We start from the raw sequence: 14840 nt of genomic DNA, 5'->3' as shown, positions 1-14840 counted from the left end.
AAATAATCATCAGTGAATTAAGAAAATTCACTTGCTTGAACATTTTTCCCCATTTAATTATTTATCTCTACAACAATGCAACAGGAATTATTTCAAATGACAGACAAAGGAATTTATATTCCTGATGCTGATATATATATTGATCCATGGAAACCAGTAGAAAAAAGTATTATCACACACGGCCATAGTGATCATGCCCGCTTTGGAAATAATAGTTATCTGTGTCATCATCTTTCTAAACCGGTTTTAAAATATCGCCTTGGTGAAATGATTAATTGCTGTAGTGTAGAATACAATGAATCATTTACAATTAACGGAATAAAATTTTCTTTACATCCTGCCGGTCATATTCCTGGCTCTGCACAAATCAGAATAGAAAAAAACGGGAATGTTCTTGTAGTAAGTGGTGATTATAAACTGGAAAATGATTTTCTGAGCACGCCTTTCGAACCTGTGAAATGCAATACATTTATTACCGAATCCACATTTGGACTTCCAATTTTCAGATGGAAAAAACAAAGCGAAATTTTTAAAGATATAAATGCTTGGTGGCAACAAAATGCTGCACAAAACAGAGCAAGTGTTCTTGTAGCTTATTCACTTGGTAAAGCACAGCGATTGTTGAAAGGATTGGATCTGCACAATGGAAAAATATTTGCGCATGGTGCAGTATTTAATATGAATGAAGTTTTGCGTCAAGCGGGTCTTGATCTTCCCTATATAGAAAGAATTACTGCCGACACCAATAAGTCTGAATTTAAAAATGCAATGATCATTGCGCCGCCAAGTGCGGTGGGAAATCCTTGGTTAAAGAAATTCGATCCCTATTCACTTGCTTTTTGCAGCGGTTGGATGCAGGTGCGTGGAAATAAAAGACGACAAGCAATTGACAGAGGCTTTGTGGTGAGTGATCATGTGGATTGGCCCGCATTAAATGAAGCTGTGAAATTAACAGAGGCTGAAAAAATTTATGTAACACATGGATATACAGCAGTGTTTGTAAAATGGCTTCGTGAAAATAATTTGGATGCTCACGAATTGAAAACAGAATTTACAGGTGAATCTATAATAGCAACGGATGATATTAACGATGAAAAAAATATTGCATGAAATTATTTGCGCAATTATTATCTGATCTTGATGAAACAAATAAAACAAATCAGCGGCTGCATGCCCTTGTAAATTACTTTGAAAAAGCAACGGATAAGGACAAGGTGTGGGTGATTTATATATTAAGTGGAAAAAAAATAAAACGACAAGTTAATCACACACAACTGCGCACATGGGCAATGGAAATTTCCGCAATTCCACAATGGCTGTTTGAAGAAAGTTATCATTCTGTTGGCGATCTTTCTGAACTGATTGCATTGCTGTTACCACCTCCGGAAAATGCATCAGATTTTACCTTACACCAATGGATAAAACAAATTGAAGCGGCAAGTAAAACTGATGAGCAGGAAAGAAGAAAATTTCTTTTAAATGCATGGAATAGTTTACAATCAACGGAGCGTTTTGCATTTAATAAATTAATTACAGGAGGATTTCGAATTGGTGTTTCGCAGAAAATGATAATCAATGCGTTGAGTCAACTCACAGGAATTTCTTCTGCAATAATTGCACATCGCATTTCCGGGAACTGGCATCCGGATGATATAGATTTTCAACAATTAATTTTTGAGGATAGAATACATACAGATATTTCTCAACCCTATCCTTTTTATCTTGCCTATGCAATTGAAGGTGAACCTGCGCAACTCGGTGATGCATCCGATTGGCAGTCAGAATGGAAATGGGATGGTATCCGAGGTCAGCTTATTTTTAGAAACAACGAAATATTTCTATGGAGCCGAGGAGAAGAATTAGTAACCGATAAATTTCCTGAGTATCAAATATTAAAAAATCAATTGAAAGAAGATATCGTTTTGGATGGTGAAATAATTTGTTTTAACGATGGTCATCCACTTCCATTTCAACTTTTGCAAACTCGTATCGGAAGAAAAAATATTAATGCAAAAATTTTAAGAGAAGCACCTGTTGTTTTTATTTGTTATGATGTTTTGGAATTGAATAGAGAAGATATCAGAAAAAAACCATTACAAGAAAGAAGAAAAATATTAGATGATTTGCAACAGCAATTCAGCAATCATTCTGTATTAAAATTTTCACCTGTAATTCAATTCGATAATTGGAATGCACTAACTGAAATAAGAAAATTATCGAGAGAAAATTTCAGTGAAGGTATTATGCTGAAACAAAAAAATTCAGAATATAAAGTAGGCAGAAAAAAAGGGGATTGGTGGAAATGGAAAGTAGATCCTTATAGTGTGGATGCCGTTTTGGTATATGCGCAAAAAGGACATGGCAGAAGAGCTGACCTCTACACCGATTATACATTTGCTGCATGGGATATGGAAAATAAATTAGTTGTATTTGCGAAAGCATATTCAGGACTAACAGATAAAGAAATTCGGGAGGTGGATAATTTTGTAAAGCGCAATACATTGGAAAAATTTGGACCAGTGCGCACTGTTACACCGCAATTAGTTTTTGAAATTGGATTCGAGGGCATTGCTTTATCTGCACGACATAAATCAGGAATTGCATTGCGCTTTCCCAGAATTTTGCGATGGAGAAAAGATAAAAAAATTGAGGAGGCGAATACAATTGAAGATTTAAAAACATTATTACCGAAGTAGAAAATTAATTTTTGGAATCATCCTAAACAGAATTTTCAATCTAAATAAATGTCAGAACTTTTTACTCAAAACGCAAACCATCCTACTCCATTTTCAATGCCCTATCTTTGCAACAAATTAACAGCAGATGAATACAGTCCTTTTGCTTAGTATGCCAAGCGGTATGGAATGGGTTATTATCCTTTTTGCAATACTTCTTTTGTTCGGTGGTCGTAAAATCCCCGAATTAATGAAGGGATTAGGCAAGGGCATTCGTGATTTCAACGATGCCAAAAACAATGTCTCCAAAGAAATTCAGGACGGCATGAAAGAAGAACCCAAAAAAACAGAAGAGAAGTAACTCGCTTCCCTATGCTGCAATATCAGAATCTACAACAAGTGCAAAATGCCTTGCGTGCGGGAGAAACTTCTTGTGTGCAATTGGTGCAGGAATATATTAACCGCTGTGAGAAGAATGTTCATCTCAATGCCTTTCTGGAAGTATTCGAAACTGATGCACTTGCCAAAGCCGGAGAAACAGATGCTAAACTTAAAAGTAAGCAGCCACTCGGAAAATTATTTGGACTTGTAATAGCGGTAAAGGATGTCTTTTGTATAAAAGATAAAAAGGTAACCGCCTCCTCTCATATCCTCGAAAACTTTACCTCACTATACAACGCAACAGTAATAGAACGACTGTTGCAGGAAGATGCAATCCTCATAGGTCGAACTAATTGCGATGAATTTGCTATGGGCTCCAGCAATGAGAATTCCTTCTTCGGACCTGTTAAGAATTTTTTAGATGAATCCAAAGTGCCTGGCGGTTCTTCCGGCGGCTCGGCTGTGGCCGTTCAGGCAGGTATGTGTATGGCTGCTCTCGGTACTGACACCGGTGGTTCCATCCGTCAGCCCGCATCCTTCACCGGAACTGTTGGTTTTAAACCTACTTATGGCAGAGTTTCCCGCTATGGCATGATTGCCTATGCTTCCTCCTTCGATCAATGCGGCACTTTTACTAACAATCCCTATGATGCGGCAGCTATTTTGGAAGTAATAGCCGGGCAGGATGCACATGACAGTACAACATTCGAAGCTGCTGTGCCGGCATATCCCGCCAAATTAGAATGTACTCGTAAACTTAAAATAGCCTATTACCCTCAGGCATTGCAGAACGAAAAAGTGGATGCTGAAATTCGTAAGAATATCCTCTCCCTCATAAAAAAGTTACAAGCCGACGGACACATAGTAGAGCCTGTGGATTTTAATTATCTCAATTATTTAGTGCCTACTTATTATGTACTCACAACGGCAGAAGCCAGTAGTAATCTTTCCCGTTTCAGTGGAATAAATTATGGCTATCGCACTGAAGATGCAGGTACTTTGGAAGAGGTACTGCGCAAATCCAGATCAGAAGGCTTTGGCAAAGAAGTGAAACGAAGAATTATGTTAGGCACATTTATTTTAAGCGCCGGCTATTACGATGCCTACTACACACATGCGCAAAAAGTGAGGCGCAAAATAAAAGATGAAACTGATAAAATCCTTAAAACCTACGATTGTATTTTACTCCCTACCACACCCACAACAGCTTTTGGATTAAACGAAATTGCTGATCCGATTGAAATGTATTTAGCTGATATTTTTACTGTTCAAGCGAATATTACGGGATTGCCTGCCGTGTCTGTACCTTTATTTAGACATAGCAACGGATTGCCTTTTGGTGTCCAAATCATGGGTAAACGCTTTGCTGAAGATACTTTGCTTAGCGTGACCGAAATGTTGATGCACGATTATTAAAATTCCGCTGTTGAAAATGTAAAATTGTACCAGCAGTATAATATTGCTATATATTTATAGTTTTAAAAATTCACACATTATACACATTCACTAATAATTGATTTGCATGCCGATAACAAGAAATTTTTTAGCACTATTGACAATGTGTTGTTCTGTTGTAATTACACAGGCAAATGGCTCAATCACCGACACAACATCTCGGAACACATTTACTCTTAATCCACCGGATGCTGGAGTTAATCAAATGGATAGTTTGATAGAGGCTCTGTTTTCTACCAATCCTGCATGGGAATTTAATGCGGCTGATTATGCAGCAGATAATATGAATCCTTTTGATACGGTTCGGTTTAGTCCTGAGATATATAGAGAGCGCATTGCAAATATTTCTACCAGCATTCCTCTTACCTATAATGACCAGGTGCAGGCATTCATAAATCTTTACACCGTAAAAAAGCGTGGCAAGGTATCTCAAATGCTTACACTTAGTCAGCAATATTTTCCAATGTTCGAAGAAGAACTTGATCGCAATGGTATGCCGATGGAATTGAAGTATGTACCCGTAATTGAATCTGCGTTAAATACACATGCGGTTTCAAAAGCAGGTGCAACAGGTTTATGGCAAATGATGTATGGCACCGGAAAATTGATGGGTTTAAAAATTGATACCTATGTGGATGAGCGTCGTGATCCATTGCTTGCAACAAAAGCCGGAATAGCATATTTAAAATACCTCTATGATATTTACGACGATTGGTTAATTGCAATTGGTGCTTATAACTGTGGACCGGGCAATATGAATAAGGCAATTCGCAAAGCGGGTGGTGGTGATGATCTTACTTTTTGGGATCTGTGGAATTATCTGCCGAAAGAAACAAGGAGCTATGTTCCGATTTTTATTGCAGCCACCTACACTTTCGAATATCATAAAGAGCACAATATTGTTCCTGAATCCTTTGGATATACTTATCAATTAGTGGACACTGTTTTTGTTACAAGAAAAATGACTTTGGATCAATTATCAGTTTTCGTAAATATGAGTGTGGATGAAATTCAATTGTATAATCCTGCCTTAAAAACAAAAACAATCCCTGGTTATCCAATTACTTATCCTGTGCGTTTGCCGATGGATGCAATCGCTATGTTTTATGCAAATGAAACTGAATTGTATGCAAGCTTAGATAAACCTATTGAATATAATATTACAGCTAAGACAAGTACAGAAACTGCAACTGCAATAGCAATTGTAACTGATGAAAATGCAACTGCAGATCCGGTGAGAATTTATTATTCCGTGAAGAAAGGAGATAACCTCGGCTATATTTCCGATTGGTTTGATTGTACTATTTCGAATTTGAAGACATGGAATAATTTAAAGAGCACTCAAATTGTTCCCGGTCAAAAATTAAAAATTGAAGTACCCGGCAATAAGCAAAACTATTATGCTGAAATAAACGGCATGACGATGACAGAAAAACAAAAATTGACCGACGTGCAAATAGTGGGAACCGACAAACCAAAGAGTGAGCCGCAGTTTGTTTTTTATACAGTAAAATCCGGTGATACCTTGTGGGGTATTTCAAAAAAATATCCTGAGAATAGTATTGACAAGATTCGTGAAATGAACGACATCAGTAAAAATGAAACGCTGAAAGTGGGAGATAAAATTAAGCTCGTAAAATAATGCGCCTTACCAAAACAGGTATAACTCTTTTTTTTATTACAGTTTTTTTTATTACCTGTAAACCACCTGAAAATTCCATTTTACCCTATTCCGTTGGAGGTGTAGATGAAATAGTGGTGGTGTTAGAAAAAGTAGATTCTACCTCTGCTCTATTCCTTGCATTAGATGAATCTCTTGGTGCTACATTCGGCGGTACTCCGCAAGGCGAACGCAGATTTAATATTTTATATACTGATTTGGATGGATTGAATAAAACCTTTATTCGTCATCGCAATATTGTTTTTATTGGAACGCTTGCTCAACAAACCAATTTCACAAAATTTATTTCCGATTTAATTGGCGAACAGAACAAAGGAAAAGTATTCAGCTCCAACGCTACATTTTTTTTAACACGAAAAGATGTGTGGAGCAAACCGCAGTATATAGAAACTATTGTAGCTGCAAATGATTCGCTTTTAATTGATGGTATTGGCAATACACTTACTTCATTAATTGATAGAACTTCTGAAAGAGAATTATTAAAAATTCGCAGTAATCAATATTTACCCGGCGAGAATAAAGATGTAGAAGCATTGCTGCTGGATAAGCATCAAATTCAAATGCGCATTCCATCGGATTATAAAATGCTGGGATCTTCCAACAACAATTTTATTTTTCTGCGAAAATCAACAATTGATCAAAGTACGGCAATCATGATTTGGTATGAGCCTTATTACAGTGCAGATCAACTTACTCCGGAATACGCTATTAAAAAACGTGATAGCCTGGGTACTTTATATGAGGGCAGTAATGTGCCCGAATCATTTATGACAAGTGAGCATCGCTTTCCTTTTCGTGTTGATACTATCAATTATAATGGAGACTTTGCAATTGAAACAAGAGGTCTTTGGCGATTGGTAAATGACTTTATGGGAGGATCATTTATTAATTATTGGATCTACGATAAAAAAAATAATCGGATAATTTATATGGATGGATATACCTACGCCCCCGATTTAAAAAAGCGCCCTATTATTCGGGAGCTGCAATCTATTCTCACCACAATGAAGCCGATCTAACATTACTAATAAGGCAATCAATTTAGAATCATTTTAAATTATTGGTAAATATAGTTCTTGTTTAATATTAAAGTTTAACTTAGCCACTGAATTAATTTTGGAACTACTAAATGAGAAACTTTTATAATGTTAAGGTTTCTCCGTGGACTACACACACCGCCTTTTTTTGCAATACGGATTTTTTGATTCCCTCAACTCCGGAGATTAAAGCGAAAGGTAAAATATACTTATGGTGTCAAATTGCGATTTATTCTAAATTTTTTGTCAACCCAAATTTTCAACCTGATACACCCAAAGCCTTTGAGAGAAATTTATTTGTGCAGAGATATAAAGTGCCTAGGAGGGGGATTGAATGAAAAGAGGTTTACTTACAACTATTTTATTTTTTTCATCTTATTTCAGTTTCAGTCAATTAATAATTTCTTCTGATACTGTAATATGTTCCTCTGATGCTATTCCATTGGAAGTATATTCTTCACCAAGCGCAGGTACTTCTGCCTATGAATTTGGCACAATACCTTTTGAAAGTGAAACACATTCGGGAACTACAGTATCGCTTACGGATGATACTTACAAGGGTCCATATGACATTGGTTTTGACTTTTGCTTTTTTGATGAGACATTTACAAAGTTTTATGTCGGCTCAAATGGCTGGATCAGCTTCGGTGGTCCTGGGGCCTTAGCTTCTACTTATGAATCTGCCACTATTCCAAGTACCTCTGCTTCTGTTCCGAAAAATTGTATAATGGGACCTTGGCAAGATTGGCATACTGGATTATGTACAGGCTGTGTAAAATATAAAACGTATGGCACTGCTCCGAATCGCAGATTAGTTATAAGCTGGCAAGATGTACCCATGTTTTCCTGTACTGCTACGGAAGGATCATTTCAGATAGTGATTTACGAAACATCCAATATTATTAAAAACCATCTGATTTACAAACCAAATTGTCCTAGTTGGGCTGGCGGAACAGCTACTGAGGGGGTTCACAATTTAACAGGAAGCATTGCATATACTTATCCTGGAAGAAACAGTACTTCATGGGTTACCTCTGATGAATCAGTGCAGTTTACACCAACGGGTATTGTATGGACAAGCGGCGGAACTATTATAGGGGTTGGCGATTCTATCTCTGTTACACCAACTACTACCACAACTTATACTGCTACATTAACCGATTGCGATGGATTTACCTGGACGGAAGATGTTACGGTTACAGTGAATGAAGACCTTTCCGGTTTTTCTTATGCAAGCTCACCCTTTTGTTTATCTGACCCGGATCCTTCTCCGATTCTTGTACCCGGAGGAATATCAGGAAGCTGGACATCTTCGCCAGCAGGCGTTGTTATTAATTCTTCAACCGGTGTTATTGATTTAAGTGCATCTACTGCCGGTAGTTATACTATTACGAATACAATACCTGCAACAGCCACTTGTCCTTCGGTATTCTCTACATTTCCCATTGAAATTTCCACCGGACCAATTGTAATTATTGATCCCTCAACAAGTGAGATTTGTGCTGGCGGTTCTGTAGTTTTATCCGTAGATGCAAGCCCTTCAAGCGGTGACTGCACTGCAACTACTTTTCAAAATCTTACAGATTATACTATTCATGATGGTGGAGGTCCGATTACATATTCACCTATAACAGTAAGCGGAATTGTGCCCTCTACCTTTTCTCCTGCAATGCTCGATAAAGTTTGTTTGAATATTCTGCATACTTATGATGCTGATTTGGATATTTCATTAATAGCGCCTTCCGGAACATCTATTCAATTAAGTACAGATAATGGAGGAGCTGGTGATAATTATACAAATACATGTTTTGTTGTAACAGGCGTCCCTTCCATTACTTCTGGTACACCACCCTTTACGGGGAGCTTTAAACCTGAACAACCCTTTAGTGTTTTAACAGGCTCGGCTGTAAACGGAGACTGGCAATTAAAAGTGGATGATGATGAAGCAGGACTTTCTGGTACTTTAAAGGATTGGTCAATTTCATTTTTATGTACAAATTCAATTGATAGTTATTCTTGGTCGCCGGCAACAGGACTTTCATCCACAACAGATTCCATTGTTACAGCATCACCTACTTCAACAACAACCTATAGTGTAACAGTAACAGAAACTGCAGGATGTTCTACAACTGAAACTGCCACAGTAACTTTTGTACCCGAAGCATTTGCTACATTTACTTATAGCGGTTCACCATTTTGTGCTGATGAAACAGACCCAACTCCGGTTTTAGCTCCGGGTTCTACTTCCGGTGTTTGGAGTGCAACTCCGTCCGGATTAATAATAAATTCAAGTACGGGAGAAATTGATTTAAGCGCATCTACTCCCGGAACATATACCATTACAAATTTTATTGCAGGTACCGTTTCTTGTCCGGATGTAAGTGATACTTATTCCATTACAATTGTTGAATCCGATGACGCATCCTTTAGCTATGCTTCTTCCACATTTTGCGAAACAGCTACTGATCCTATTCCAACAATAACAGGATTATCAGGGGGAATTTTTGGTGGAGTAGGTGTAGATTTTATTTCTACCGCAACAGGAGAAATAGATTTAAGTACAACAGGAATTGGAACCTACACAATTACCTATACAACATTAGGTGTTTGTCCTCAAATTGATACTCAAACAATTACAATAACAGATGCGCCGTTGGCAGATTTTAGTTATGCTTCTACCACATATTGCAGTTATGAAATTGATCCATTACCCATATTTGCAGCGGGTGCTTCTTCCGGATATTTCATTGCAACACCTGCAGGAATAGTTATTAATTCCGCCTCTGGAAAAATTGATTTAGATGGCAGTACACCGGGTACTTATATTATCACAAATTCTATTGCTGCCTCGGGTGGTTGTGCTTCTGCAACTGCAGATTTTGTAGTAACAATAGATGTAGGTTATAGCATTGCAAACGATGTAGAATTATGTGATGGTGATAATTATTTATTACCAGGCGGTTCTATCGTAAATGCAGCCGGAATTTATACTGATGCATTTTTAACTATCAATGGATGCGATAGTATTATTACTACCACTATCACAATTAATCCGGTGTATTCTGCATTAGTGGATATCGAAATTTGTGATGGCGAAGGATTTATATTACCTGATGCAACAACTGTATTTTCTTCCGGCACTTATCCGATAGTGCTTTCTACAATAAATGGTTGTGATAGTATTATTACAACACTTTTAACCGTGAATCCGGTAAGCACAAATTATGTAAATGCAGAAATTTGCGAAGAAGATTATTATGAATTGCCGGATGGTTCTGCTGTAGATGTTTCGGGGATATATAATACCGTCATTCCTTCCATATCAGGTTGCGATTCAATCATTGAAACTACTTTAATAGTTAATCCTAATTACGATTTATCGGAAGATATTACAATGTGCTATGGTGAAATTTATGTTTTACCTGATGGCACAACTGTTTATGCCAATGGTTCATACACCAGTTTTTTAACTGCCATTACCGGATGTGATAGTGTTGTTGTTAGTAATGTAACTTTCAATCCAAGTTATGCTTCTGCTTTGGATGATACAATTTGTGTGGGAGAAAATTATATATTGCCCGATGGAAGCATTGTTACAACTGCCGGAACTTATTCAGTAACATTATCAACTGATTTAGGATGTGATTCAACCATTATTACTAATCTTTCCGTAAACACTTCTTATGCATCATCAATTGATGCAGAGATTTGCGAAGGCGAAACATATACTTTACCTGATGGATCAACCGAAACAACAAGCGGAATTTATGTAAGCAATTTAATTTCAATCAATGGATGCGATTCTATTATCACTACAAATCTTTTAATAAATCCAATTTACTCAGAAACAGTTGATGCAACAATCTGTGAAGGCGAAACATATTTATTACCTGACGGATCAACCGAAACAACAACTGGAATTTATGTAAGCAATTTAATTTCTATCAATGGCTGTGATTCTACTATCACCACAAATCTTTTAGTACATCCGATTTATTCTGAAACTATTGATGCAGAAATCTGTGAAGGTGAAACTTATTTATTACCTGATGGATCAACCGAATCAACAACTGGAATTTATGTAAGCAATTTAATTTCAATCAATGGTTGCGATTCTACTATCACAACAAATCTTTTAGTAAATCCTGTTTATTCAGAAATAGTTGATGCAACAATCTGCGATGGCGAAACTTATTTATTACCTGATGGAACAACCGAATCAACAACTGGAATTTATATAAGCAATTTAATTTCAATCAATGGTTGCGATTCTATTATCACAACTAATCTTTTAATAAATCCAATTTACTCAGAAACAGTTGATGCAACAATCTGCGATGGCGAAACTTATTTATTACCTGATGGAACAACCGAATCAACAACTGGAATTTATATAAGCAATTTAGTTTCTATCAACGGTTGCGATTCTATTATCACAACTAATCTTTTAGTCCATCCGATTTATTCTGAAACAGTTGATGCAGAGATTTGCGAAGGCGAAACATATACTTTACCTGATGGATCAACCGAAACAACAACTGGAATTTATGTAAGCAATTTAATTTCTATCAATGGTTGCGATTCCATTATCACCACAAATCTTTTAGTACATCCAATTTATTCTGAAACTATTGATGCAGAAATCTGTGAAGGCGAAACATATTTATTACCTGATGGAAGTTCGGAAACAACAAGTGGAATTTATATAAGCAATTTAATTTCTATCAACGGTTGCGATTCTATTATCACAACTAATCTTTTAGTAAATCCGATTTATTCTGAAACAGTTGATGCAGAGATTTGCGATGGCGAAACATATACTTTGCCTGATGGATCAACCGAAACAACAACTGGAATTTATATAAGCAATTTAGTTTCTATCAACGGTTGCGATTCCATTATCACCACAAATCTTTTAGTACATCCAATTTATTCTGAAACAGTTGATGCAGAAATCTGTGAAGGCGAAACATATTTATTACCTGACGGAACAACCGAATCAACAACTGGAATTTATGTAAGCAATTTAATTTCAATCAATGGATGCGATTCAATTATCACTACAAATCTTTTAATAAATCCAATTTTCAAACAATTTAAATTGCGATGGCGAAACATATGTATTACCCGACGGAAGTTCGGAATCAACAACTGGAATATATGTAAGCAATTTAATTTCTATCAACGGTTGTGATTCCATTATCACAACTAATCTTTTAGTACATCCAATTTATTCAGAAACAGTTGATGCAACAATCTGCGATGGCGAAACATATGTATTACCCGACGGAAGTTCGGAATCAACAACTGGAATATATGTAAGCAATTTAATTTCTATCAACGGTTGCGATTCGATCATTACAACCAACTTAATTGTAAATCCAATTTATTCAGAAACAGTTGATGCAGAAATCTGTGAAGGCGAAACTTATTTATTACCTGATGGATCAACCGAATCAACAACTGGAATTTATGTAAGCAATTTAATTTCTATCAATGGCTGTGATTCTACTATCACCACAAATCTTTTAGTACATCCGATTTATTCTGAAACAGTTGATGCAGAAATCTGTGAAGGCGAAACTTATTTATTACCTGATGGATCAACAGAAACAACATCCGGAGTTTATGTAAGCAATTTAATTTCTATCAACGGTTGCGATTCGATTATCACAACTAATCTTTTAATAAATCCAATTTACTCAGAAGCAGTTGATGCAACAATCTGCGATGGCGAAACTTATTTATTACCTGATGGAAGTTCGGAAACAACAAGTGGGATTTATGTTTCAAATCTTGTAAGTATTTCCGGATGCGATTCCATTATCACCTCAAATCTTTTAGTACATCCGATTTATTCTGAAACAGTTGATGCAGAAATGGGGAACATACTTTACCTGAGGACCACAAAGCAACTCCAACTAATTTAAGCAATTTAATTTCTATCAACGGTTGCGATTCCATTATCACAACTAATCTTTTAATAAATCCAATTTACTCAGAAACAGTTGATGCAACAATCTGCGATGGCGAAACTTATTTATTACCTGATGGAACAACCGAATCAACAACTGGAATTTATGTAAGCAATTTAATTTCAATCAATGGATGCGATTCTATTATCACCACAAATCTTTTAGTACATCCAATTTATTCAGAAACAGTTGATGCAACAATCTGCGATGGCGAAACATATTTATTACCCGATGGAAGTTCGGAAACAACAAGCGGAATTTATGTAAGCAATTTAATTTCTATCAACGGTTGCGATTCTATAATCACAACAAATCTTTTAGTAAATCCTGTTTATTCAGAAACAGTTGATGCGGAGATATGCGATGGTGCAGATTATATTTTACCTGATGGAACTTCTGTTTCAACAAGCGGCACTTATTCAACGACATTAACAAGTGCATTTGGATGTGATTCAATCATCACCACCAACTTAAATATTATTTCAAGTTATACCACAACAGTTGATGCGGAAATATGTGATGATGCAGAATATATTTTACCTGATGGATCAACAACATCAATTGCGGGAACATACACTACGACATTGACAAGTGCATTTGGATGTGATTCAATCATCACCACCAACTTAAATATTATTTCAAGTTATACCACAACAGTTGATGCGGAGATTTGTGATGGCGCAGATTATATTTTACCTGATGGAACAACAACATCAACTGCGGGAGTTTATACCACCACATTAACAAGTGCATTCGGATGTGATTCAATTATCACAACTAACTTAAATATTATTTCAAGTTATTCCACAACTATTGATGCGGAAATATGTGATGGTGCAGATTATATTTTACCTGATGGAACAACAACATCAATTGCGGGAACATACACAACAACATTAACAAGTGCATTCGGATGTGATTCAATCATCACAACTAACTTAAATATTATTTCAAGTTATTCTACAACCGTTGATGCAGAAATTTGCGATGGTGCAGAATTTTTTACCGAGGGTACCCCCCCATCAAGTTACACAACAACTATTGATGCAGAAATTTGCGATGGTGCAGAATATATTTTACCTGATGGAAGTTCGGTTTCGACAAGTGGTGTTTATTCAACTACATTAACAAGTGCATTCGGATGTGATTCAATCATCACCACCAACTTAAATATAATTTCAAGTTATACTACAACTATTGATGCGAGATATGTGTAGAATTTTGAATTATTCCGTGGACTCAACAGGATTTATTCTACAACACTCTCTTCAATATTCGGATGTGATTCAATCATCACAACCAACTTAAATATTATTTCAAGTTATACCACGACAGTTGATGCGGAGATTTGTGATGGTGCAGATTATATTTTACCTGACGGAAGTTCTGTTTCAACTTCTGGAATTTACACAACAACTTTATCAAGTGCATTTGGATGTGATTCAATTATAACCACCAACTTAAATATTATTGCAGCATACACAACAACAGTTGATGCAGAAATTTGCGATGGTGCAGATTATATTTTACCGGATGGAAGTTCTGTTTCGACAAGTGGAGTTTACACAACAACACTTACTTCAATTTCCGGATGTGATTCCATTATCACCACTAACTTAAATATCATTTCAAGTTA

At 36.3% G+C, this 14840-nt stretch carries 8 protein-coding genes; all 8 read left to right on the top strand.

Features of this window, described 5'->3' with window-relative positions; all coding sequences use genetic code 11:
* Nucleotides 1-75: 75 nt before the first annotated feature.
* The 8 genes from IPN31_04450 (at nt 76) to IPN31_04415 (ending at nt 14421) form a co-directional block, all read left to right on the top strand.
* A complete protein-coding gene (locus tag IPN31_04450) occupies nt 76-1110 on the top strand; it encodes a ligase-associated DNA damage response exonuclease (GenBank protein MBK8681153.1) in 1035 nt (344 codons plus the stop codon).
* On the top strand, nt 1107-2696 hold the full coding sequence (locus IPN31_04445; protein MBK8681152.1) for an ATP-dependent DNA ligase: 1590 nt from the start codon (nt 1107-1109) through the stop codon (nt 2694-2696). The genes IPN31_04450 and IPN31_04445 overlap by 4 nt, the downstream gene beginning before the upstream one ends.
* A 127-nt stretch (nt 2697-2823) precedes the next feature.
* Complete coding sequence (locus tag IPN31_04440; protein ID MBK8681151.1) at nt 2824-3036, top strand: twin-arginine translocase TatA/TatE family subunit; 213 nt, start codon at nt 2824-2826, stop codon at nt 3034-3036.
* Between the two features lie 11 nt (nt 3037-3047).
* Nucleotides 3048-4472 (top strand): Asp-tRNA(Asn)/Glu-tRNA(Gln) amidotransferase subunit GatA, encoded by a 1425-nt coding sequence (gene gatA, locus IPN31_04435; GenBank protein MBK8681150.1) that lies wholly within the window; start codon nt 3048-3050, stop codon nt 4470-4472.
* 106 nt (nt 4473-4578) lie between these two features.
* On the top strand, nt 4579-6153 hold the full coding sequence (locus tag IPN31_04430; GenBank protein ID MBK8681149.1) for a transglycosylase SLT domain-containing protein: 1575 nt from the start codon (nt 4579-4581) through the stop codon (nt 6151-6153).
* Nucleotides 6153-7211, top strand: a complete 1059-nt coding sequence (locus tag IPN31_04425) for a DUF4837 family protein (protein MBK8681148.1) — start codon at nt 6153-6155, stop codon at nt 7209-7211. The genes IPN31_04430 and IPN31_04425 overlap by 1 nt, the downstream gene beginning before the upstream one ends.
* A 352-nt stretch (nt 7212-7563) precedes the next feature.
* On the top strand, nt 7564-12423 hold the full coding sequence (locus tag IPN31_04420; GenBank protein MBK8681147.1) for a proprotein convertase P-domain-containing protein: 4860 nt from the start codon (nt 7564-7566) through the stop codon (nt 12421-12423).
* 1365 nt (nt 12424-13788) lie between these two features.
* Nucleotides 13789-14421, top strand: a complete 633-nt coding sequence (locus tag IPN31_04415; GenBank protein MBK8681146.1) for a hypothetical protein — start codon at nt 13789-13791, stop codon at nt 14419-14421.
* Nucleotides 14422-14840: the final 419 nt, after the last annotated feature.

The sequence above is a fragment of the Bacteroidota bacterium genome (assembly GCA_016715425.1).
Taxonomy (GTDB): domain Bacteria; phylum Bacteroidota; class Bacteroidia; order Chitinophagales; family BACL12; genus JADKAC01.
Note: the sequence above shows the minus strand (reverse complement) of the source record. Positions and strands in the feature narration are given on the sequence as shown.

Excerpts from the sequence above, each read along its gene's own strand:
- IPN31_04420 (MBK8681147.1), top strand. The coding sequence starts at position 7,564 with ATGAAAAGAGGTTTACTTACAACTATTTTATTTTTTTCATCTTATTTC.
- IPN31_04445 (MBK8681152.1), top strand. The coding sequence starts at position 1,107 with ATGAAATTATTTGCGCAATTATTATCTGATCTTGATGAAACAAATAAA.
- IPN31_04430 (MBK8681149.1), top strand. The coding sequence starts at position 4,579 with ATGCCGATAACAAGAAATTTTTTAGCACTATTGACAATGTGTTGTTCT.
- IPN31_04450 (MBK8681153.1), top strand. The coding sequence starts at position 76 with ATGCAACAGGAATTATTTCAAATGACAGACAAAGGAATTTATATTCCT.
- IPN31_04425 (MBK8681148.1), top strand. The coding sequence starts at position 6,153 with ATGCGCCTTACCAAAACAGGTATAACTCTTTTTTTTATTACAGTTTTT.
- IPN31_04440 (MBK8681151.1), top strand. The coding sequence starts at position 2,824 with ATGAATACAGTCCTTTTGCTTAGTATGCCAAGCGGTATGGAATGGGTT.
- gatA (MBK8681150.1), top strand. The coding sequence starts at position 3,048 with ATGCTGCAATATCAGAATCTACAACAAGTGCAAAATGCCTTGCGTGCG.